Origin of the sequence: Anaerococcus sp. Marseille-Q7828, from assembly GCF_949769285.1 — a bacterium.
Classification (GTDB): Bacteria; Bacillota; Clostridia; order Tissierellales; family Peptoniphilaceae; genus Anaerococcus.
On record NZ_OX458331.1, the window covers coordinates 1,804,705 to 1,826,887 of the forward strand.

Below are 22,183 nucleotides of genomic sequence, written 5' to 3' on the forward strand. Positions count from 1 at the left end.
TATCATACCTATTAATAAGTTTTTTTCAATTAAAAAAGAGCGGATATACCGCCCCTTTGTGAATTTATCTTTGAGTTGGAATTATTACTCCATAGCCACCATTTTTCCTACGATATACTATGCGTAGATTCATATCTTGATCATCTTGGTAAACATAGAAATCGTGGTTAAGTAGTTCCATTTGCATTGCTGCTTCCTGGTCGCTCATAGGCTTCATCTTTACTTCCTTTTCACGAACAATCTTGATTTCATCATCGTCATAGGAATCATCGATATTGTATTCACTGTCAAAAGATTCGTTGAAGCTTTCAAATTTGATTGACCCTGAAGTTCTGTGCTTTAATAATCTTGTCTTGTGTTTCCTAATCTGGCGAACAAGAGCATCCATGGTTCTATCGATAGCATTTTGATAGGTCTCTTCCATACTTTCTGCTCTAAGGATAGTACCTCCATCAAGGATAATGGTGGATTCTGCCTTGTAATCATTGCCCTCTTGGGAAATCTTGACATCCATAGCTTGTTGGTCGTCAAAATATTTGTTAAGTCGATCGAATTTCTTTTCTACTTCATCTTTGATATCTTGGGTGATGTTTATGTTTTTTCCCACTAAGTTTATTTTCATATTCTCTCTCCTTATGCTTTTTATATTATTACCCCAAAATGTTAAAAACAAAACTATATCATTCCAAAGATTTAGAAAATACTGTATAATTAAAATAATATGATGGAGGTATTATGAGTAAAACTAAGATTAAGGATATACTAGGATACGATTTTTTGCGTGGCCTAGAAATATCAAATGACAAAAGTAAGCTAGCTTACACCAAGACAAAGGCAAATTATGACGAAAACAAATATGAAAATGACATCTGGATTTATGACACAAAAGAAAATGTAACTTACCCTGTGACAAATACAAAAGAAAGTTCCATTTTTACTTTTGACCAAGCATCAAATCTAATCTACAAGGCAAAAAGTACAGATGATGAGGATGTTTTCCACAAGGTTGGCACTCATGGAGTTGGAGAGAAATATTTTGCAATAGAAAAAAATGTATCTCGAATAGACTGGCTAAAAGATGACCTATATCTAATCAAGGCAAGTGATAAAAAATCTAAAGAAGAAAAAGAAAAGGATAAAGAAAATAATTATTTCAAGGAAGTAATCGATTTGCCATTCTGGCTAAACGGTGCTGGTTATCTTAAACATGAGAAAAGCTCCTATTATTTCTATGATGCCAAAGATGAGAAGCTATCAAAAATCATAGATTCTGATTTTGACCATGAAATAAACTTTTTAAATATAAATGAAGATCACACAAAGCTTGTATATGCCAAGGCAAATTATGACAAGGCAAGGGTTATGGACATGCGTGAATCCTTGTATCTTTATGATATAGAAAAGAAAAAATCCAAACTCTTGATAGATGCGAATTTTTCTTTCTACTATGCTAACTTTATAGAAGATAAGATTATATTCGTAGCAACTGATATGAAAAAAGGCGGAATAAATGAAGATGCCTTTATCTATATCAGTGATTTTGACGGTTCCTATGAAAAAATCACAGACGATACATTTGATATGGCCTTTGGCAACAGTATAGGTACTGATGCAAGATATGATGGAGCAAAGACCTTTGCAATTGCTAATAATAGACTATATTTTGTAGTAACAGAAAAAGAGGACAGCAAACTTTATTCTATAGATAAATCGGGCGAGATTAAGCTAGAAATCGGATCTAGAGTGGAAGACTTTGCTATCAAGGATGATACTTTATACTACTTTGCCATGGGTAGGGATAGCCTATACGAACTTTACAAAAAAGATTCTGATGCGGCTCTAATTGAAAACAAAATCACTACAAAGCTAGGAAATATAGAAACATTTGAATTTGAATCAAATGGAGATACATTAACAGGCTATGTCCTACTTCCTACAAAATTTGATAAGAATAAGAAGTATCCGACTATCCTATCCATCCATGGTGGACCAAAGACAGAATTTTCCGACATCTTCCACCACGAACACCAGGTTTTTGCCAATGATGGATATATTGTAATATACACAAACCCACATGGATCATCTGGTAATGGAGTTGCCTTTAGCGATATTAGGGGTCTCTATGGGGCTAAGGACTATGAGGACCTAATGAGATTTACTGATCTAGCTATAGAAAAGTACCCACAAATAGATGAGAAACGTATGGGAGTCTATGGTGGTTCTTATGGTGGATTTATGACAAATTGGATCATAGGTCATACTGATAGATTTGCTGCAGCTTGTGCCCAAAGATCTATATCAAACTGGATTAGTTTCTATGGTGTATCTGACATAGGCTACTATTTTGCCAATGACCAAACAGGTGCCAAGGATCCATGGGAAGATCTAGATAAGATGTGGGACCAATCTCCACTAAAATATGCTGATAAGGTAGTAACTCCTACCCTATTCATCCACTCTGATGAGGATTATCGCTGCCCACTAGAGCAAGGTCTACAAATGTATACAAAGATTAAACTAAATGGTGTAGATACAAAAATGTATATATTCCATGGTGAAAATCATGAGCTATCAAGGTCTGGTAAACCAAAGCCAAGGCTAAAGAGACTTAAAGAAATTAAAAAATGGTTTGATGGATATTTGAAATAATGAAGATTGAGACAAAGGTAAAATTTAAAAAGACCATAAGCGATATGATTTATAGGTTTAAGCATCACGAAGTAACCAATAACTCAGCTGCTTTATCCTTCTATTTCTTACAAGCATCTATCCCACTATCAATGGTACTTGTAACAGTAGCTTCTAAGATTTTAGAAAATAATGTTGATGCTATATATTCACTATTAGAATTTTTGCCATCAACTTCAAAGGATATGGTTAAATGGGTCATTGACACTATGTTTGTCAATACTAGTTCAACATCGGTTACTGTTATCACCGTGCTTTTTGCCCTTTGGTCTGCCACCAAGGGAATGAATAACCTAATAACATCTATAAATAAGGCCTATGGTCTTGAGGGTGAAAATAAGTATATCAAACAGAGACTTTTTTCACTTCTCTATACAATAATGTTTGTAGTTTTTATACTGTTTATTTTGGTTTCACAGATTTATGGACCAAGTATTTTGACTTTTATAAATAACAACATACTAACCCGTATATCTGACAAGGCCTTCGGAGGCTTATTTGATAGTATCTTGCAAGCTCTATCATCTCCCCTATTTAGGTTGACTTTGACATTAGTTCCAATACTAATCATAGCTCTAGCATTTGGAGTATTTTATAGGTTTGCACCAAATAACAAGAATGATAGGGTTCCATTTAAAAACGCTTTTTATGGAGGATTATTTGCAATCATAACAATTTATATTGCAACCTTCTTGTACTCTTTCTTCTTGAATAATTTCTCCAAGCAATCTGTGGTGTATGGAGCCTTAGCCGGCATATTGGCCCTGTTTATCTGGCTTAACTTAGTATCTACCATACTTATACTTGGAGCTGAGCTAATTGATTCTACTAAGGAAAATTATGCCATAACTTCTGCTAAGGAGATTAGAGAATTTAAAGAAAACAACAAGTCTTTCAAAGAAAGCCTACAAACAACTATCGAGGAATCTATGATAAAAAAAGAAGACAAAAACGAAATAATTGACAAGAGAACTTTAAGGAAACACTTTAGAGATCTAAGATACCATATGGATCCAACTAGGAAAAATATGGTAGACTATGCAATTTTTACCAAATTTTTAAATTCAGATTTGTTTGATGAAGCGAAAAGTATATTTATCTATGTATCAGTGGCTGATGAGGTTGATACATTTGAGATTATCAGACGCTCCCTAGAAATGGGAAAGGCTGTATACGTGCCATATATCACCGATAGAGATGAGGGTCTTATGATCCCTGTAAGAATCTATGATTTGGACAATCTCATCCCAGGAGAGTTTGATATACCAACATCATACACTATGGAAACTATAGAAAATCCAGATTTAACTGTCGTTCCTGGCCTAGGTTTTGACAAAAAGAAAAACCGCATGGGCTATGGTGGTGGTTACTACGACAGGTATCTTAACAAGGTAAAAACAAAATCTGTAGGATTATTTGCAAGTGAATTTGAGGTGGAAGAAATTCCAACAGATGAATTTGACCACAAACTTGATTATATCATTACAGAAAAAGAAATATTTTAAATATAATGTTCACTATGAAAAAAATAATATTTTTAATACTTACTTTAATTTGTTTGAGTTCTTGTGATGTTGATTATGAAATACCTAAAAACGATGGTTCCAAACTTGTTTACAGCAATCTACTAACAAAAAAAACTAAAAATGATCTAAAAAATATTTTTAAAACTTCTGGCCTAGATCATAAGAAGATTGATAGATTTTTTAAGCAAGTAGAATTCTTTAACTCAAGTGTGAATAATGATTTATTGGTCAAAGATGATTATGTAAGAGCTGACAAGATTAAAGATTATGATTTTTATGCAATACAAGATGAATTGTATAAATTAAATCCAGGCTTTACAGGTATTAATTGTAGGATTACTACTTTTGGATTAGTTTCTGACAAAATCGAAGTTAAGAATACATCAAATCCTAATATATCTGTTGTAGAAATTGATAATACAAGTTTTACCAATCCACCTGTTCCTACTCTAGATAAAGAAGAGATTGAAAAGTTTAATAAGTTTTATTCTGCTATCCCTACAGAAAATAAAGATGATTTAGACTATCAAGCAAATAAAATTAAAGATTTTTGGGAGAATAGTGGTATTAAATTTCACAAAAATAGTAACTATGAAGTTATATCGGTTTTTGAATTTTCAAATATAGATGAAAATAAAAATGAGCTTTTTGTTGGCCACACTGGGCTATTATTTTCTCTAGAAGATGGTAGATCAATGCTAGTTGAAAAACTAGCATTCACAGCTCCCTACCAAGTAGTAATCTTTGAAAATGACAATGATCTCTATGACTACTTTATGGATCTTTATGATTATTCCAATGATGAATATCCAATCAAGCCTATTATATTTAGAGATGACAATTTGTTTGTAAAAAAATAACTCCTCAGCTGGGGAGTTATTTTTGTATTATTGTATCTCTGTATAGGCAAAAGTTTCTTTGCCTAATCTATTTAAGTATTTTTCTATTTTTTTACGTCTTTTCCAATTCCAATCCTTATCGTAGACTAGAGGGTTGATGCAATTGTCAAATCTTACTGGACTTGTAAATTCTTCTTTCAAATCATCTGCCATATTTTCTAGAGTCTGATCAAGGTCTAGGTTGTAGTAGGCAAATGGCTTATCCCCTATTACTTCCATTCGATTATCAAATATTAAATCTTCTAATGCTATCTTTGATAAATTTACCCCATTTTGAGTCGCATAGTAGTGGCAGCGACCTTGGCGAAGATTTATTTCAAAGGCATAAATCTTTCCAGTATCTATATCTTTCTTAAAGTCAATATTGAAAAGTCCATAAACTCCGAGACTTTCTACTATTTTTCTTGCGTAATCGTATAAAATATCTTGGTCAGTATCAATTTTTGCTACAAAGTTACCAACCCAGTCTGGTCTTTTGTCAAGCATAACATTCTTGCAAGCTGACATAGAAAAACCAGCTTTTGACCTATAGCCATCGATACTAAATTCGCTTCCGTCTCCTCCGGCTACAAATTCTTGGACCATCATATTCCTATCATAGCCATTAGCAAAAATATTTTCCAAGATTTTTATGGTCTGTTTTTTTGATTTGGAATGGTAGCCTTTTTGCCAGCCTTCAAAGTCAAGTTTTTTATAAAACACATCATCATCTGCCTTTATAAAGACATTATCTGGAAAATCTAGGTCTTTATAATTTCCCTCATTTGCCAAAATAGTTTGTGGGACTAGGCCAAGATGGGCTATTTTTTGGTTAAATTCATCTTTGGTCTTTATAGAATTTATAGTGTCTATGTCTGCATATGGAAGTTTTGGCTTAAAGTCTAATAAATCTAAGTTAGTAATTAGGAAATTTCTCATATAATCATCTGGAGCAAATATGATAAAATCATCAGATGAATCTTTGTAATCATGGTAAATTTTATTTAACAGACTAGAAAAAACTTCTGTATCTTTTGAGAAATTCTTCTTCTTATAAAATTTGATAATTTCAGAATCTATGCAAGGTAAAAATATGGCAGATGTTGCAACAACTGACTTTATGCCATAGGCTTCGTGAATTTCCCTTGCTATAGAATATGTATTTAGGTCTGATCCTAGTATTATTGGTAAAAATTTTTTCATTCTTTTCTCCTTTATAAGAGTCTATAGACAATATTATATTATAGATTCTGGTAAAGTAAAAGATGAGCCTAATCTATCTTTCATAAATGTTACAAGTCATAAAAAACCAAATGATAATTGTAACTTTTTCTTTATTTGAATTTTAGGTCATTTTTGATATAATATCAAAGATTACGAGGTAAACTATGCAAAAAAGAGTAAAAACAAAAAAAGAATATCATTTATTAACAGCTCTACGCGCCCTTGGTTTTGTTGGAGTGAGCCTATTTCATAGGTTTAGCCATATATTTCCCGGGGGTTATCTAGCTGTAATAATTTTCCTTCTCCTATCAGGATTTTTGACTATGATGGGAGCAGATAATAAAAAAAATATAGATTTTAAAAAATCTTTGTCCATTTTTCTTAATAAATACATAAAGATTTTAGGTCCAGTATTATTTATTATGGCAATAGTTATGGGATTTTCTTTGGCTTTTGCCAGGGAAGTTTTTGATGATTCCATCAAGTCTGTAATACCTGTTGCCTTAAACTTTGAGAATATACAAAAAATTCTAATAAACGAAGATTACTTCAACCAACTAGGTAATTTTAACATCTTTAACCACTTGTGGTATGTATCTATGTACATGCAATTTATTGCAATATTTATGGTAATAGATGGATTTACCAAAAAGCTAAATGATAATATTAAGCTTATAGTTCATTTGATGATTACAATTGTAAGTTTTATCCTTATGATAAATTTAGGCAAAAGCAATAGTGATATTACAAGAATCTACAATGGTATAGATACAAGGATATCAGCATTTGCTCTAGGAGTATCCTTATATCTACTAAACAAAAATTATTTGTCAAAGCTTAAATTTAGCGAGTCTTTCTTAAAAATTTGTGGAATAAGTCTAGGATTATTATGTGTGATTCCATTTTTTCTAGTTAATGGCAAGGATATCAAATCTTATAAATTTATTTTTATGACTTATACCATAATTACAGGTCTTTTGACTTTGACATTATTTAACTATGAGAAAAACTACTATAGTGTTAGGAAGAATAGATTACAATTAATCTCCTACATTGGTGACAGGTCATATTACCTATACTTGTGGCAATATGTGGTACAAATATTTTCTGTGTATTTCTTGCATGGGATAAATAATTTTCTTGTAGCCATTATAGAAATTTTTGCCATATTTATATTATCTGAGCTAACATATATTATATTTAAGAATAAGAAAATAAATCTAAGCTTGATTATGATATCAATACTTGCTCTTATTGGACTTAGAATTACTTCAGCAAGCATTGGTAACGCCAAGGAAAAGGAAATAGCAGAGCTTAGAAAAGAGATCACTGCTAATGAAGAATTAATCAAAAAGAGAAATGAAGAAGCAAAGAAAAAGAGCCAGAAAAAATCAAGTGATAAAAAAGATGATAAAGGTCTTAAAGAATCTATAAATAATGTCGATACAAAGACATTAGATTCTCTAAATAAAAAAGATAATCCAAACTTCGAAGAAAAAGCCTATGACGATTTTGAATTTACAGAAAATGAGCTAGATTATTTGTCCAAAGTCTCTATTACCTCTGTAGGTGATTCTGTTATCATCAATGCCGACTCATATATTAGAAAATATATACCAAACTTCTACCTAGATGGCAAAGTAGGGCGAGATATGGTTAGTGGTCCAGAAATCTTATCATCAATCAAGGAAAATATTGGCCTTGCTGATATAATAGTAATATCTCTTGGGTCAAATGGTTCTGCCAACCATGCTGATATGGATAGAATCATGGAAATTGCTGATGGCCGTGATGTTTATTTTGTAAATACTTCCCATACCCAATCCTATATGGATTATGTAAATAATTCTATCAAAGACTACTGCGATAGCCACGATAAGGCCCATATAGTTGATTGGAGAAACTATATCCAGGATAAGCCAGATTATCTAGCAGCAGATAGGACCCATCCAAATATCCCAGGATCAGATGCCTTTGCCAAACTTATTATGAGAAAAATTTTAAATGTCAACAAGGTGCAATCTTAAAATTTTTAGGAGGCAGAAATGAAGATAAGTGAAAAATGTCCAAAGTGTGGATCAAAGAAGATAATAATTGTCCCAGGCAAAAGAATCCCAGCTGAAGCAGGTAGGGCTATCATGATAGGATCATCTACCCTATCATCTGCACTATTTGATAGGTATGTCTGTAGCGAATGCGGATATTCTGAGGAATATTTTGATAAAGATAACATAGATAAGTTGATTAATAAGTTTGGAATAGATAATAATATATAAAAATCAAACTGGCCCCGTTAGTTTTATACTAGCGGGGTCAGTTTATTTGCAAAGGTTGATCTATTTTGCTTTAGGTTCAATTTTTTCCTTGCCACCCATGTACATTCTAAGTGGTTCAGGTATTTTCACGCTGCCATCTGCTTGTAGTAAGTTTTCAAGGAAGGCTATAAGCATTCTTGGTGGTGCTACTACTGTGTTATTTAATGTGTGGGCAAAGTAAGTTCCGTTTTCTCCTCTTAGTCTGATACCAAGTCTTCTTGCTTGGGCATCGCCAAGGTTAGAGCAAGATCCTACTTCAAAGTATTTTTGTTGGCGTGGGCTCCATGCCTCTACGTCACAAGATTTAACTTTTAGGTCTGCTAGATCGCCTGAGCAGCATTCGAGGGTTCTTACTGGTATTTCTAGACTTCTGAAGAAATCTACTGTGTTTCTCCATAGTTCGTTGTAAAATTCTTTTGAATCCTCAGGTTTACAGATGATTACCATCTCTTGCTTTTCAAATTGGTGGATACGATATACACCACGTTCTTCTATACCGTGAGCTCCAACTTCTTTTCTAAAGCATGGTGAGTAAGATGTCATTTTTAGTGGCATAGCATCTTCTTCATTGATTGTATTGATGAATTTACCAATCATAGAGTGTTCACTTGTTCCTATTAGGTATAGGTCCTCACCCTCGATTTTGTACATCATATTTTCCATTTCTTCAAAGCTCATAACTCCAGTTACAACTTCTGAACGAATCATAAATGGTGGGATGTAGTAAGTATATCCACGGTCAATCATGAAATCACGAGCATAAGAAAGTATTGCAGAGTGTAGTCTTGCTATATCACCTTTTAGGTAATAGAAACCTGCTCCAGAAGTTTCGCGAGATGCATCTAGGTCTATACCATCAAAAGATTCCATAATATCTACGTGGTAAGGAACTTCGTAGTCTGGAACTACAGGATCTCCGTATCTGTCGTTTTCCACATTTTCGCTGTCATCTTTGCCTATTGGAACACTTTCATCGATGATTTGTGGGATTTTTTGCATACGAACTTTGACTTCTTCAGCCAAGTTTCTAGTTTCCTCTTCTATATGTGTTAGTCTATCGTTGATTTCTCCAACATGAGCTTTTGCTTCTTCTGCTTCGTCTTTTTTGCCTTGACCCATTAGAGCACCAATTTGTTTAGAAACCTTGTTTCTTTCAGCTCTGAGATTATCTCCCTCGGTCTTTGCAGCTCTAGCTTTTTCGTCTAGTTCTAGAACTTCATCAACTAAAACTAATTTTTCTTCTTGAAATTTCTTTTTGATATTTTCTTTTACCATTTCTGGATTTTCTCTTAATAGTTTGATATCTATCATTTTTACTCCTTTTTTGGCAAATAAAAAAGACCTCATCCTACATGGGACGAAGGTCTCGTGGTGCCACCCAATTTAAAACTTAATTAATAAACAGCATAAAGGTAGATTCACTAGCTTCCGCTAAAGATTTGCACCAACCATCTTCTCTCTACAAGCTTTCCCTAGTTACTATGTCTTATCGTAGCCATATTTAGTTAAGTATAGTATACATTGAAATCAACAATTTATCAATACCTAGTCTAATTTTTCATCACTAATCTCTTTTAAATCCTTGCTAAAAGTCTTTGTTTCATTGATTCTGGTAGCTTTTTTCTTTTTCCTATATTTTACAAATATAATAATCAGTACTGCTATTAATAATAGTGGCCAAAGGGTGATTAGAGCTATTATTAAATCTTGAAAGAAATTTATAAAAATGTGAATTGAATCTCCAAAAGCTTGGGAAATTCTTCCAGCAAAATCTGGAGACCTATTGGCTACATTGTTGTAATCATAAACTTCCCTTAGGTAGAGATTGTAGGTGTCATAGTATACCCTGCTATCCATATCTGAAATTGCAGCCTTTATCTGGTCAATTTCTGCTTGGACATCCAAAATTCTCGCTTGTAGTGCCATGACATCTTCAAGATTTTCTGCTTTTTCTAGAAGTTCATTTAGTTTATCAAGCTCGGTCTCTTTGGATTTGAGCCTAATACTAGTATCGGTATAGGATTTAGTAAAATCGTTGATGTGATTACTTGATGATAGTATCTTACCATGGCTTTCAAGTTCTTTCCTAAAGTCATCTGATTTGTCATTTGGAATTTTTATTGTAGAATTTAGGACTCTTATATTATCATTAGATTCATTTGGAAATTCACGGTCAATAGTGGATGATTCAAAAAAGCCTTCATACTTACTGATTAACTTTTCTATTGCTTCGTAGTCTTTGTCAAAATCAGTAGTTTCAATAGTATAATCATAAAATCTTTCAATCTTACGGTCAGCCTTTGCCAAATCCAAACTTTCGCTATCGTCGATGCTTTCTTCTTCAGCAACATCTTCAGTCTTCATACCATTACTTGCCATATCGGAAGTATTGTAGGCTTTATTTTCATTACTTGTACTAACATCTTTAAAGTTGCCAGCCCCACAGGCTACTAGCATGAAGCTTAATATTATACATATTATAATATTTCTTTTCTTTTTCATAAGCTTTTCCTCCTATGATTATTCTTCAAGTTGTTTTTCAATATTACTCATTATCTTTATCATATCCCATATTCAATCACCCTCATAAATCGTAATTTTATTACTTATTATTTACCCCAAAAAAATAGAGAGCCTCAGCTCTCTTTTAAAACATAGTCTATTGCTTTTTTTGGTATGCCTATATCTTCGACTACGCACTTATTTCTATATCTACTGCGTTCATATATGCCTTTTTTCATTAGTTGCATAGAAACTATCAAATCACTATCTACGACCTCTCCCCAAGAATCTCCAGATGTAGAATCTAATCCACTTGGTATATCTATGGAGATAATATATTTCATGGAACGATTTATCATAGCTATTACAAAGGCATAGGTTCCAGAAATAGTACGATCTAGTCCTGTGCCAAATATTCCCTCTATGATAGTAGAAACATTTTTGATATTTTCTTCCATATTTTCCATATCTTCTATTGTGTCTACAAAAAACATTCGATCTGTAAGCTTTGAGCAAGCATCATAATTTGCTCTAAACTCATCACTTGCCTTATCCAAGCTCCCTATAATATAAATATCTACCTGATAGTCTCTTGCCATGAGGTTTCTAGCACAGGCAAGACCATCTGCTCCGTTGTTGCCAATGCCGACAATGACAGCAAAAGTTCGCCTTTGAATTAAGTTGATATTTTTGATAATAGCAAGGCCAGCACGCTCAACCAAGGCTAAGGCTGGTATTTTTAGTTCATTGATTGCATAAGTATCTATGGCCTGCATAGTTTCTTTGTCTACTACAAGCATATTAATCTCCTACATATCTCTAAGTCTTAGGTCTTTACCAAATATCTCGTGTACTTCACTATTACCCACAAACCTAGAAAATATTCTAGGTCCATATGTCTCAGATAGCATACTTTCATCGTAGTTGGTGGAAAATAGTATTGGTTTTTGCGATATCATCCTAGTATTGACAATATCAAAAAGATTAGAAGTGTTGTTTTTTGATGGGTATTCGCTACCCAAATCGTCTATTATGAGCAAATCACAATCCAAGATAAAATCATATTTTTCTTGGTGCTTATATCTTTGCTCTTCAAAGGCCCAATTGTAATCGTTTAAAAACTTGAAAAGAGATGATGATGTCATATATAATACCGAGAAATTTCTATCCAATAATTCTTTGGCTACAGAATTTAATAGGAACGTCTTGCCACGGCCAACATCACCAAATATATAAATATTTTTTGATTCCTTGGAAAAGTTATTTATATATTTCATCAAGTTAGTCTTCACAATCCTGATATTTTCCCTTGGAGTAAGTGGGTAGTTGCCATAAGGATTGTCATCAAAAAGCGTATCGTCAAAGTTTGCGAAATTTTCTTTTTCTATAAGATTTTTAATATTTGATAGATTATAATTTTCATCTATTATAATCTGCTTCCTACACGAACACATATCATTTCCAACAAAACCCGTATCTTTGCACAAGTCGTGGTGGTATTTTAAGTCCATATAATCCTTGGAAAATCCATTTTCTATCAAGAGTTTTTCTTTTAAATCTCTTAGCTTTTTTAGCTTTACTTCTAAGTTTTCAGTATCTCCACCGGATAAGGTTTGATTTATAATGGTAAAGCCCAATTCCTTTATATTTTTTTCAAGGGATGCCATGGTTGGGATTTTTTCATAGACTTCATCTATTCGCTTATTTCTATTTATTTCATTTTCTTGCCTGCGTTTTGCCAGTATTTCACTAGCCTTATTAGATGTTTTCATTAGATTTTCCCTGTTCTAGCATTTTTTCAAAGCGCTTTTTCCTTGCTTCCTCAGCATAGGACTTGTAATCGTCTCCACTTGAAATATTATTTTTCTTATACTGCCTTGGAGATTTTTTTCTTACAAGTTTTTGACGTTCTTGGTGGATTTTTAGGTCATTGAGAGATAATATATTTTGATCTCTCCATGTCTTTATAAAGCCCATAACATATTTCACATCGACATTGTTTAGCTCTTTTGCTTGGCGAAAAGCTTCTGTGATAAGTTCTGGTTCGCTATTGTAGTCTTCAATAGTTTCTTGAATCCTTGTAATATCAGCTGGGGTTAAGGCCCTACCAATAATATTTTCTACATTGTTAAACATTATTTGCTTGCGGCTAGATTTGTCAAAGCTAGCTTCATTGACCTCATCATATGTTTTCTTATTGTCACCATAGATCATTTGCCTAAAAGAAACAATTTCTATGTATTCACTGCCATTTAGATCCAATTTCTTACGAAAGGCCCCCATATTTATCCAATAATCTATAGCGTTTTTGATATCCTCATCAGAATATTTTAAAATTTTCTTAATCTTATCAATGTCTACAGAACCTTCGTTATATATGTCCTTATATACCAAGAGATAAAACTTGAGATTCTCACCATCCACCATACCTAGATAGGTATTTAAAAACATATTTTCAAGAGGTGTGGTTCCCAAATCAACTTTCAAATTTTCAACTGTGAAGTTCATAATAATCATCCTTTGTAAGTTTCATCTTCAGTATCTTAGAATATATCAAATTGCCATGCATTTCAAAATATCTATCGTCAAATTCTATGTCTTGGTTTTCAAAAAGTTCACTATCATAGCCTGTTTCCTTAAAACCTAGCTTTTGGTAAAGGTTTAAGGCTCTTTGATTAAATAGATTAACTTCAAGAAGCATGACTTTGAATTTTAAATCATTAAAATAATAGTCAAGTAAAACGAGCATTGCATCATAACCATAGCCAAGGGATACAAAATGTGCATCAAATACTATGCCCAAAAGTGCCTTTTTTGTAAGAGGATTGTAGTTCTTTAGCCCTACAAAGCCAATAAACCTATCATCTTCATATCTTTTTACAGCAAAATACTTTTTCCTTGGTGTACAGATGGAATTATACCAAAAGTTTATTTCAAAATCTGAAAGATTACCATAGTTATAGCCAGAAAGCCTAGGATCCTCATAGTTAGTCCAGTTATTAAGTTCATAGGCCGTAGGCCTTGTCATCCTCTCAAGGTAGACTCTTTTTTGCTTGCAATTAGTAGGCATTTTCTTCTCTGTATGATAGGTCTCTAAAAGTGGTACATGGCTTGTTAAAGAATAGGTCTATGGTTCCAGTAGAGCCATTCCTATGCTTTGCAACAATTACCTTGGCTATATTTGGATTATCTTCTTCATCGTAGTAGTCTTCCCTATATAGGAGCATTACTACATCCGCATCTTGCTCTATAGCTCCAGATTCCCTCAAATCTGATAAGATTGGCTTGTGATCAGCTCTCTTGTCAGCTTCACGGGATAGTTGGGCTAGAGATAGGATAGGACAATTTAGCTCTTTTGATAATGATTTTAGTCCTCTGGATATAGACGCTATTTCGTTTTGCCTATTTTCCTTGTTAGAATCTGCGCTCATCAATTGTAGATAATCTATTACTACAAGATCTAGGCCATTTTCTGCCTTAAGTCTTTTTAGTTTTGACCTCATCTCAGAAAGGGAAATGGCTGGAGTTTCATCTACATATAAGTCCTTGTCTACAATCTCTCTAACTGACCTAAAGAGCAATTCCCATTCGTCATCCTTTATCCTGCCATTCATAACTTGCTCTAAATCTATCATAGAAACCATTGATATGAGCCTGTAGTTTAATTGAAGGGTAGACATTTCTAGGGAAAAGAAGGCCACAGACTTGCCCTCTTTGGCAGCATTCCATGCCATTGTAAGTCCAAGGGCTGTCTTACCCATAGCAGGGCGCGCGGCAAGTAGGATAAGTTGAGATGGTTGAAGACCTGATAGTTTCATATCTATGGAAGAAAGTCCTGTCGGTACGCCTGTTATATCTCCATCATTTAGGGATAATTCGTTGATTATTTGTATAGTTTCATCTAGGGTATCTCCAACTTTGGTTAGACCATCATTTAGTTTATCTTGGGATATGTCAAATATTTTACTTTCAGCTACTTCTAGTATTGTTGAAACATCGTCACTTTGCCTGTAGCTAAGCTCCATTATATCGTTACTTGCCCCTATTAGACTCCTTAGCAATGCCTTTTCTTTGACTGTCTTTGCGTATGTATCAATATTTGGAGTATAAAATGAGGAGAGGGTAATCTCAGCGATAAACTCCTCCCCTCCAACTTCTTGTAATATATTTTCATTCCTCAACTGGGATAATAAGCTCACTTCATCTACCTTGATGTCTTTTTCAAACATGGTGACTATGGACTTATATATCCTTTGGGTCCTGGAATCATAAAAGTCTACAGGTTTTATTATTTGATTTGCTCTATCGAAAGTTTCGTTTTTCTTTAGAATACTTCCGATAATAGCCTTCTCTGCTAAGAAGTCATATGGAAGAGGCCTACTTGCCTCAGTCATTAAGCTTCCTCAGCTACTACTTCTACTTTAAGATCAGCGTTAACTTCTGGGTATAGTCTTACATTTAGAGTAAATTCGCCAGTTCCTTCGATTTTTTCAAGGCCTTCGATTCTCTTTCTGTCAACTTCGATACCATTTTCAGCTAGTGACTCTGCTAGATCTTTGTTTGTGATAGAACCAAATAGTTTACCATCTTCACCAACGTTTACTTTTTGTGTAAGTGTTAGAGCTTCGATTTTTTCTTTTAGTTCTTCTGCTTCTTTTCTGTTTTGTGCTTCTTCTTCTTTTAATTTTGCTTGCATTTCTTCAAGTTCAGCCATATTCTTTTTGTTAGCTTCAACTGCAAGTCCTTGTGGGTTAAGGTAGTTTCTAAAATAACCTGGTTTTACATCTACAAGGTCTCCCTTAACGCCTACTCTTACGATATTATCTGTTAGTATTACTTTCATCTTCTTCTTCCTCTCTTAAATATTCAATTATTGCTTTTCTTAGCAATTCTTCAGCATTTTCCATGCTCATGTCAAGCTGGGTTGCAGCCGCTGTTAGATGGCCTCCCCCTCCGATGCGCTCTAATATTAATTGTACACTTATATCGCCCAAGCTTCTACCAGAGATGTGAATTTTATTGTGAGATCTGGTTAGTACAAAGCTTGCTTTTACACCCTTTATAGTCAAAAGGTCATCGGCCGCTTGACTTGCTATAAGTGTTGATCCATCAATATCTCTATTGAAATGACCAATAGCAATCATATCATTTACTATACTCGAATCAGCTATAACTTCCGACTTATATTTAACAATTTCAAAATCATCTTTAAACATTCTCTTGATATAAACTGAATCTGCACCCCAACGTTTTAGTATGCTTGCCGCCTCAAAGGTACGAACTCCTGTTTGATAAACAAAGTTTTTTGTATCTACTGTGATGCCTGCTAAAAGCGACTCAGCTATTTGGGTTCTTGCTTTAAAATTCTCATCCAAGTAATTTAGGATTTCTGTAACAAGTTCTGATGCACTTGATGCATAAGGCTCTATATATGATATTGTAGATTTCTTGATGTAGTCATTGCCACGTCTGTGGTGGTCTATTATAACAATCTGATCGGCTTTATCTATAATGCTTGGTGCTTCTGTAGAGTTTTTTCTGTGATTGTCAACAACTACCACAAGTGATGATGGTCTTAAGATATTAAGTGCTTCTTCTTCTGTCAAAATATTATCCCTAAGCTCTTCTAGATTTGAAGTTGTAGATGAGTACATATTTTCAATTTGTCTAGGAACTTCGTTTAAGATAATATATGGTTTTTTCTTTAGAAATCTTACGCCCTCGTATACACCAAGAGCCGCCCCAAAAGAGTCCATGTCTGGGTTATTATGTCCCATAATAAATACTTCTGATGACGCAAGGATCATTCTCTTCAAAGCACCAGAAATAACTCTAGACTTAACTTTTGAAGTTTTTTCTGTTGCCTTACTCTTACCACCAAAGTACTCGTAGTTATCTTTTACTTTTACTACTGCCTGGTCCCCACCACGAGATAGGGCTATGTCAATTGCAACTCTAGAATCGTCGTAAATTTCATTTGGTGATGATCCAGATATTCCAGCCCCTATTGATAGAGTTGGATTAATAGTATTGCCCAAAGATATTTCCCTAATATCATCTAGGATAGAGAACTTAGAATCATAGATATCTTGATAATCTTGGTACTCCATGACAACCATAAATCTATCATTTTCATATTTTCTAACCACACCATGATGAGAATTGAAATACTCAGTAATAGTTCTATCTATAGTACCCAATACCTGTGGTCTATTGATGGCATCTGTAGAGTTTCTCAAATCTTCGTAATTATCTAAAAACACTGTGAAAAAGACAAGTCTCTTATCCTTAAAGAGCTGTTTTATAGACTCATCATAGGTATTATCGATACCATATAAAAAAGTCTCTCTAGTATCAAGCTCGTCGTTTTTGACACTTGAAATATGAAATTGTATAACCCTGCCATCAATTTCAGTTGTAACTGGAACAGTTAATTCTCTTTCTTCAAAATCTATATCAGCCAAACTAGGCAAAACATCATCTATAGGATTTCCTATCAGCTCTTCTTCTGGAAATAAATTCCTAAAATCTGTGTTGTGCCATTTTATGTTATCATCAGCATCTAGGACTACAATCGGAAATGGCATTTCAAAAACCAAGTTTTTTGTTATGCTATCAAAACTTGATTCGACCTCGTCAACATAACGTTGCAAAAGCCTTTCATTGGAATCACTTAAGTTGCTCAGATAAAAATACAAGGCCAAACATAGTATAAAGGCTATGAGCGATAAAATCTTACTATAGAAAAATAAGACTATAGATAGGGCCACTGGCAAAGCCAAGGCATAAAATATTTTTTCTTTTTCATTTGGTCTAAATTTGTCCATAAGACCTCCTAGCTTTGTTTCTTATATCCATAAAGATGTCTGCAAAGCCTATTATTACAAAAAATACGGCAAATATATAGAAGAATACGATGACAAAAAACCACTGCAATCCTCTAGATAGAAGAAATTTCCTCCTACTTAGCATATAATCATAGACTCCCATACCATTAAACATTAAAATACTAAGGCAAATCCATATGAGATTTGTTCTTATGTATATGTCCTTTACTCCCAAAAATCTTGCAATGAAATAAAGAATGATGGAAGCAATTATTATAGTAGAAAAATCTTTCTTATCCAGTCTTATATCTCTTAATGAGACCATATCCTTGCCCATTTTTTTATAGGCCAGATAATTTCTAATTATCCTAAGACTAATTGCACTGTATATTAAAGATAGGCTTGCAATCATTGCCGGATATAGGGCAAAAACTGATTCTATGTACTCTAATTTTAAATCATAGCTGGTATTTAATTTAAGCTCTTCATATAAGTCATTTGCCAATTTTGTTATATCCAAGCCAGCTTCTACCATGGCAAGCTTATAGGCTATTATAAGGATTAAACTTATAACAAGAAAGCCAATCAAAATCTGATACTTGTCACTGATAGTAGATCTAGTCATTACTATAAAAAGTAGACTTATCAAAAAAATCGGAACAAGGTCAGAGGCTATTACATCAGGGCTAATAAACAAAAAAGCAAATACAATTGCCATTATCAAAGATATGCCAAATTCCTTAAAACCCCTTGTAAGGTAAACTAGGGCTAAAAGTATAGGACAAGTTGCAAATAGCATTACACTTCCATCAGTCACCAATAATAAAACTGCAATGATTGCTCCAATGGAAAGATAATCAACAATTTTATTTATATTTTTACTAATTTCCATAAAATTCCTTTCACTTAATTCTAGCATAAAGCGCCATTATAAACAATCCAAGAAAATTATGCTTTGTATATCTTACTATTTCTTTACCCACATTCAATTGATTAATAAATAAAACATAAAATTAAAAAGTGCCAAGAATAAATCTCAGCACTTATACTTTATATATCTAAAATATTTAATAGTTCATTTCTATAATCAGTAAATTCCTTGCTTGTCCTATTTCTAGGATAGTCAAGTTCTATTGGAACTATCTCTTTGATTCTTCCTGGCCTTGGCTCCATGACTATAACTCTTGTTGACATATAAACAGCCTCATCTACATCGTGGGTTACCATTATAGTCATATTCTTCTCTTCATCCCATAGTTTTAGTATCTCATCTTGCATGTTCATTCTAGTAAATGCATCTAAGGCACCAAGAGGCTCATCAAGAAGTAGGACTTCTGGTTTATTTACCATAGTTCTGATTAAGGAAATTCTTTGGGCCATTCCACCTGATAGATTTGATGGGTAGGAGTTTTTGAAATCTAAAAGTCCTACTTTTTTTAGCATTTGATCGATTGTCTCATCATCGATTTGTTCTTCACTTTTTAACTTCCCAGAAAAACCCACATTATCTTTTACACTAAGCCATGGAAATAAGGTAGATTTTTGAAATACCATTCCTCTCCTACTTGAAGGACCTGTAATTTCTTCTCCATCTAGGTAAATATTTCCTGTAGTGGGAACTATAAGGCCTGCTATAAGTCTAAGTATGGTAGACTTTCCACATCCAGACGGACCAACTATACTTACAAACTCATTTTCTCTTATGGAAAAATTAATGTCCTCAAGAGCTGTAGTTATAAATTCACTATCAGATCTTACAAATGATTTTGACACATCTTTAAATTCTAATTTACTCATCTAATAGTTCCTCCATTTCTCCATCTTAAAGCCCTTTTACTAATTTGTTTTATAACCATATTTACCAAAATAAAGGTAAGTGCAAGTAGAATTATCGCTCCGTACATTGAGGAATAATCAGCCCACGAGCTCTTCCATGTTATATACCAACCAAGTCCACTTTCTACCCCAAGCATTTCTGCAACGATTAGGGCATTACAAGCTGCAGACATACCAGCTATAAGTCCTTGAAAAATATTTGGTGTAGCTGATGGAATTGCAACCTTTTTTACTAGCTCTGTATAGGTTGCTCCTAGGGTTTGTGCAGCTTCATAATAGGCAGGATCGACACTTCTCATACCTGTTATGGTAGCTAGAGTTGTAGAAAACCAAACACCTAGTCCTATTATAAATACTGCTCCTTGGAAAAGATTTATAGCAATTACCATTACAACAGGTAACCAAGTTGTAGTTGGGATTGGCCCAAGGATTTTTAAAAATGGATCTACCCAGTAGTTTACCTTATCAAAGTAACCAGCAAGTATACCAGTAATTATCCCTAGAACCCCACCTATGATATATCCTGTGAATAAAAGTTTTAGTGAACTTACAACAGATTCAGCTAAAAATGCATTATCAGCCTTCATAGAATTAAAAATCATATCTATCCATGGAAAATATGGTAAGGCAAGTTTTGATGTTTTTAGGGTCAAAATATCATAAAGCATTAGTAAAATATATATAAAAGTATACCTTGGAGCCTTATAAAGCAATTGGTCTCTTAAATTTTCCTTATTTGTCGAAATTAGAAGAGCAATTACATAAATACTTGTAAGTATGGCCAGAAATCCTGGATATAAATTAGTTTTTGCTAATCCAGGATTTTGTTCTGGTAAAAAGTAATATTCAACAAAGGCTAGGATCCCTGCAATTATTGGTAGGGCTAACTTAATTCTTTCCTTAGTTTTATTTCTTGGTTTTGATTCAAGTTTAATTAACTCATCTTTTGTTAATTTTCTCTTTTTTTCTTTATTCGGTTTTTTTGGATTTAAATTTATATCTTTATCCATATACCTTCCTTAATTCTTTTTAACTACTTCAACTTCCCCGTTTCCAAGTGGTCTCCATAATTCTTTAACTAGATCATCTGTTGATCTATTTTTATCAATAAGATTTAATTCTTTGTAGTCATCAAAATAGCTACGAATAGTTTCTTCACCGTCAGCATTTGTAAGTGTATAGTCATATGCTTTTAGTAGTTTGGTTGCTACTTCAGGATCTCCAGCTGCAAGATTTTTATCTTGAAGTATTTTTACTGATTCTGCTGGATTTTCTGCTGCATATTGGTTTCCTTTTTCAATAGCTTCTGCAACAAGTTCTGCAAGCATTGGGTTTTGTTCAACAAATTCTTTGTTAAAGGCAGTTACACAGCAAACTTCAGAACCAAAGTCTTCATCTGTTGTTAGAGATCTAACTGGTCTAATTTTTCCACTTTCCAAGAATTCTTGAGCAAATTGGTCATCTAGAACTGCTCCTTGGATTTCCCCACTTTCAAGTGATTGGATTACAGCAGCTGAATCAACTGGTTTTACTGTAACATCATCTGGATTTATATCATCATGAATTAAAAATCTTAAAAGTGTATTGTGTCCGCTATTTCCTATACCATTTGTTACAGCAACTGATTGGCCAACCATATCTGCTGTTGATTGGTATTTGCTTTCATCTAGGACATATAGTGATTTACATCCTGAGTGAGATGCAGTTGAGAATACGTATTGTAGCCCCTTAGTAGCTGGAACTATTAGTGAACCAAATTCACCAGTCATAGCATCAAGTTGCCCACTGGAAAGTGCATCTTTTCCAGTTTTTGTGTTTACAAATTCTACGTCTACACCATTTTCTTCAAAATATCCATTGATTTCTGCAAGGTTTTGACCAGCTATACATAAGTCTCCATCAAAACCAATTTTTACCTTTGTACCATATCTTGGCTCTTCTTCTAGTGTAGCTGCCTTGGTAACATTTTGATCTTGGCTAATATTTGTATCTGATTTTTGGTCATTGCTTGCATTTTGATTTCCGCAAGCTGAAAGAGTCAATCCTCCAAGTAAGATTAACGCTAAAAGTTTATTGTTTTTCATTATTATTCTCTCCTTATTTATTCATCACAACAGCTATGTTGTTCAATTTTGCTCATGTCAAAGTTCTCATCCATAAAATCAACCACTTCAAGGTCATCTGCCATGTGGTCATTATGGTTTGTATGTTTATTAGCTTGAATATGGTTATTGGCATTGCTGCATCCTGTAAGCCCAAGACTTACAATTAAAGCTAGCAAGTAAAACTTCTTTATATATTTCACATCCTTCCTTTGTAGATAAATTTACATAAACAAATAAAAAACCCGTCCAAAAAAGGACGAGCTAATCGTGGTTCCACCTTAA

Annotated in this window: 21 protein-coding genes and 1 other annotated feature (1 of these 22 cut by a window edge); of the genes, 5 read left to right on the forward strand and 16 right to left on the reverse strand. The window is 33.6% G+C overall.

All coding sequences use genetic code 11. From position 1 onward, the window contains the following. Positions 1–64: 64 nt before the first annotated feature. Positions 65–622: a ribosome-associated translation inhibitor RaiA gene (gene raiA / locus QNH69_RS08615; protein ID WP_282930070.1), complete on the reverse strand. Its 558-nt coding sequence runs from the start codon at positions 620–622 to the stop codon at positions 65–67. A gap of 113 nt (positions 623–735) precedes the next feature. Here raiA and QNH69_RS08620 point away from each other — a divergent pair, with 113 nt between their 5' ends. From QNH69_RS08620 to QNH69_RS08630, 3 genes are read left to right on the forward strand one after another with little or no spacing between them, the layout of a single operon-like run. Continuing rightward, entirely contained in the window at positions 736–2,649 is a 1,914-nt protein-coding gene (locus QNH69_RS08620; RefSeq protein ID WP_282930071.1) for a S9 family peptidase, read from the forward strand. After that, complete coding sequence (locus tag QNH69_RS08625) at positions 2,649–4,193, forward strand: 5-formyltetrahydrofolate cyclo-ligase (RefSeq protein ID WP_282930072.1); 1,545 nt, start codon at positions 2,649–2,651, stop codon at positions 4,191–4,193. The genes QNH69_RS08620 and QNH69_RS08625 overlap by 1 nt, the downstream gene beginning before the upstream one ends. A 14-nt stretch (positions 4,194–4,207) precedes the next feature. Further along, a complete protein-coding gene (locus tag QNH69_RS08630) occupies positions 4,208–5,074 on the forward strand; it encodes a DUF4300 family protein (RefSeq protein ID WP_282930073.1) in 867 nt (288 codons plus the stop codon). Between the two features lie 27 nt (positions 5,075–5,101). Here the strand turns inward: QNH69_RS08630 and QNH69_RS08635 are convergent, their stop codons facing one another. Then, the gene (locus tag QNH69_RS08635) at positions 5,102–6,295 is read right to left on the reverse strand and encodes an ATP-grasp domain-containing protein (protein WP_282930074.1); all 1,194 of its coding nucleotides are present in this window, start codon (positions 6,293–6,295) and stop codon (positions 5,102–5,104) included. A gap of 185 nt (positions 6,296–6,480) precedes the next feature. Here QNH69_RS08635 and QNH69_RS08640 point away from each other — a divergent pair, with 185 nt between their 5' ends. Together QNH69_RS08640 and QNH69_RS08645 are read left to right on the forward strand one after the other, a co-directional pair. Continuing rightward, positions 6,481–8,343, forward strand: coding sequence for an acyltransferase family protein (locus QNH69_RS08640; RefSeq protein ID WP_282930075.1), 1,863 nt, complete (start codon positions 6,481–6,483; stop codon positions 8,341–8,343). Between the two features lie 18 nt (positions 8,344–8,361). Then, the gene (locus tag QNH69_RS08645; RefSeq protein WP_282930076.1) at positions 8,362–8,592 is read left to right on the forward strand and encodes a hypothetical protein; all 231 of its coding nucleotides are present in this window, start codon (positions 8,362–8,364) and stop codon (positions 8,590–8,592) included. 60 nt (positions 8,593–8,652) lie between these two features. On the opposite strand, the gene serS is transcribed toward QNH69_RS08645, so the two are convergent. The 14 genes from serS to QNH69_RS08715 all read right to left on the reverse strand — a co-directional run bounded on the left by serS (position 8,653) and on the right by QNH69_RS08715 (position 22,101). Next, positions 8,653–9,942 carry a serine--tRNA ligase gene (serS, locus tag QNH69_RS08650; RefSeq protein ID WP_282930077.1) on the reverse strand — a complete coding sequence of 430 codons (1,290 nt, stop codon included), beginning with the start codon at positions 9,940–9,942 and terminating at the stop codon, positions 8,653–8,655. Between the two features lie 234 nt (positions 9,943–10,176). Then, positions 10,177–11,133 carry a DUF4349 domain-containing protein gene (locus tag QNH69_RS08655; protein WP_282930078.1) on the reverse strand — a complete coding sequence of 319 codons (957 nt, stop codon included), beginning with the start codon at positions 11,131–11,133 and terminating at the stop codon, positions 10,177–10,179. 134 nt (positions 11,134–11,267) lie between these two features. Continuing rightward, positions 11,268–11,933, reverse strand: a complete 666-nt coding sequence (locus QNH69_RS08660) for an NAD(P)H-hydrate epimerase (RefSeq protein WP_282930079.1) — start codon at positions 11,931–11,933, stop codon at positions 11,268–11,270. A gap of 9 nt (positions 11,934–11,942) precedes the next feature. After that, positions 11,943–12,905, reverse strand: coding sequence for an ATP-binding protein (locus tag QNH69_RS08665; RefSeq protein WP_282930080.1), 963 nt, complete (start codon positions 12,903–12,905; stop codon positions 11,943–11,945). Further along, on the reverse strand, positions 12,892–13,641 hold the full coding sequence (locus tag QNH69_RS08670; protein ID WP_282930081.1) for a DnaD domain protein: 750 nt from the start codon (positions 13,639–13,641) through the stop codon (positions 12,892–12,894). Before QNH69_RS08670 ends, QNH69_RS08665 begins: the two co-directional genes overlap by 14 nt. Further along, positions 13,625–14,203, reverse strand: coding sequence for a GNAT family N-acetyltransferase (locus tag QNH69_RS08675; protein ID WP_282930082.1), 579 nt, complete (start codon positions 14,201–14,203; stop codon positions 13,625–13,627). Before QNH69_RS08675 ends, QNH69_RS08670 begins: the two co-directional genes overlap by 17 nt. After that, a complete protein-coding gene (dnaB, locus tag QNH69_RS08680) occupies positions 14,193–15,527 on the reverse strand; it encodes a replicative DNA helicase (protein WP_282930083.1) in 1,335 nt (444 codons plus the stop codon). The genes QNH69_RS08675 and dnaB overlap by 11 nt, the downstream gene beginning before the upstream one ends. Continuing rightward, a complete protein-coding gene (rplI, locus tag QNH69_RS08685) occupies positions 15,527–15,976 on the reverse strand; it encodes a 50S ribosomal protein L9 (protein WP_044565964.1) in 450 nt (149 codons plus the stop codon). The genes dnaB and rplI overlap by 1 nt, the downstream gene beginning before the upstream one ends. After that, positions 15,954–17,960, reverse strand: a complete 2,007-nt coding sequence (locus tag QNH69_RS08690) for a DHH family phosphoesterase (protein WP_282930084.1) — start codon at positions 17,958–17,960, stop codon at positions 15,954–15,956. Before QNH69_RS08690 ends, rplI begins: the two co-directional genes overlap by 23 nt. Next, complete coding sequence (locus tag QNH69_RS08695) at positions 17,947–18,852, reverse strand: DUF2232 domain-containing protein (RefSeq protein WP_282930085.1); 906 nt, start codon at positions 18,850–18,852, stop codon at positions 17,947–17,949. Before QNH69_RS08695 ends, QNH69_RS08690 begins: the two co-directional genes overlap by 14 nt. Positions 18,853–19,010: 158 nt before the next feature. Continuing rightward, on the reverse strand, positions 19,011–19,757 hold the full coding sequence (locus QNH69_RS08700) for an ABC transporter ATP-binding protein (protein WP_282930086.1): 747 nt from the start codon (positions 19,755–19,757) through the stop codon (positions 19,011–19,013). Further along, a complete protein-coding gene (locus QNH69_RS08705; protein ID WP_282930087.1) occupies positions 19,754–20,806 on the reverse strand; it encodes an ABC transporter permease subunit in 1,053 nt (350 codons plus the stop codon). The genes QNH69_RS08700 and QNH69_RS08705 overlap by 4 nt, the downstream gene beginning before the upstream one ends. 9 nt (positions 20,807–20,815) lie before the next feature. Beyond that, on the reverse strand, positions 20,816–21,880 hold the full coding sequence (locus QNH69_RS08710; protein ID WP_282930088.1) for an ABC transporter substrate-binding protein: 1,065 nt from the start codon (positions 21,878–21,880) through the stop codon (positions 20,816–20,818). 17 nt (positions 21,881–21,897) lie between these two features. After that, positions 21,898–22,101 (reverse strand): hypothetical protein, encoded by a 204-nt coding sequence (locus QNH69_RS08715; RefSeq protein WP_044565960.1) that lies wholly within the window; start codon positions 22,099–22,101, stop codon positions 21,898–21,900. 49 nt (positions 22,102–22,150) lie between these two features. Further along, positions 22,151–22,183 (reverse strand) — a binding site (T-box leader) (it continues 182 nt past the right edge of the window).

Bases quoted from the DNA above. Each gene is read 5' to 3' on its own strand.
- raiA (WP_282930070.1), bottom strand. From the start codon at position 622: ATGAAAATAAACTTAGTGGGAAAAAACATAAACATCACCCAAGATATC.
- QNH69_RS08620 (WP_282930071.1), top strand. From the start codon at position 736: ATGAGTAAAACTAAGATTAAGGATATACTAGGATACGATTTTTTGCGT.
- QNH69_RS08625 (WP_282930072.1), top strand. From the start codon at position 2,649: ATGAAGATTGAGACAAAGGTAAAATTTAAAAAGACCATAAGCGATATG.
- QNH69_RS08630 (WP_282930073.1), top strand. From the start codon at position 4,208: ATGAAAAAAATAATATTTTTAATACTTACTTTAATTTGTTTGAGTTCT.
- QNH69_RS08635 (WP_282930074.1), bottom strand. From the start codon at position 6,295: ATGAAAAAATTTTTACCAATAATACTAGGATCAGACCTAAATACATAT.
- QNH69_RS08640 (WP_282930075.1), top strand. From the start codon at position 6,481: ATGCAAAAAAGAGTAAAAACAAAAAAAGAATATCATTTATTAACAGCT.
- QNH69_RS08645 (WP_282930076.1), top strand. From the start codon at position 8,362: ATGAAGATAAGTGAAAAATGTCCAAAGTGTGGATCAAAGAAGATAATA.
- serS (WP_282930077.1), bottom strand. From the start codon at position 9,942: ATGATAGATATCAAACTATTAAGAGAAAATCCAGAAATGGTAAAAGAA.
- QNH69_RS08655 (WP_282930078.1), bottom strand. From the start codon at position 11,133: ATGAAAAAGAAAAGAAATATTATAATATGTATAATATTAAGCTTCATG.
- QNH69_RS08660 (WP_282930079.1), bottom strand. From the start codon at position 11,933: ATGCTTGTAGTAGACAAAGAAACTATGCAGGCCATAGATACTTATGCA.
- QNH69_RS08665 (WP_282930080.1), bottom strand. From the start codon at position 12,905: ATGAAAACATCTAATAAGGCTAGTGAAATACTGGCAAAACGCAGGCAA.
- QNH69_RS08670 (WP_282930081.1), bottom strand. From the start codon at position 13,641: ATGAACTTCACAGTTGAAAATTTGAAAGTTGATTTGGGAACCACACCT.
- QNH69_RS08675 (WP_282930082.1), bottom strand. From the start codon at position 14,203: ATGCCTACTAATTGCAAGCAAAAAAGAGTCTACCTTGAGAGGATGACA.
- dnaB (WP_282930083.1), bottom strand. From the start codon at position 15,527: ATGACTGAGGCAAGTAGGCCTCTTCCATATGACTTCTTAGCAGAGAAG.
- rplI (WP_044565964.1), bottom strand. From the start codon at position 15,976: ATGAAAGTAATACTAACAGATAATATCGTAAGAGTAGGCGTTAAGGGA.
- QNH69_RS08690 (WP_282930084.1), bottom strand. From the start codon at position 17,960: ATGGACAAATTTAGACCAAATGAAAAAGAAAAAATATTTTATGCCTTG.
- QNH69_RS08695 (WP_282930085.1), bottom strand. From the start codon at position 18,852: ATGGAAATTAGTAAAAATATAAATAAAATTGTTGATTATCTTTCCATT.
- QNH69_RS08700 (WP_282930086.1), bottom strand. From the start codon at position 19,757: ATGAGTAAATTAGAATTTAAAGATGTGTCAAAATCATTTGTAAGATCT.
- QNH69_RS08705 (WP_282930087.1), bottom strand. From the start codon at position 20,806: ATGGATAAAGATATAAATTTAAATCCAAAAAAACCGAATAAAGAAAAA.
- QNH69_RS08710 (WP_282930088.1), bottom strand. From the start codon at position 21,880: ATGAAAAACAATAAACTTTTAGCGTTAATCTTACTTGGAGGATTGACT.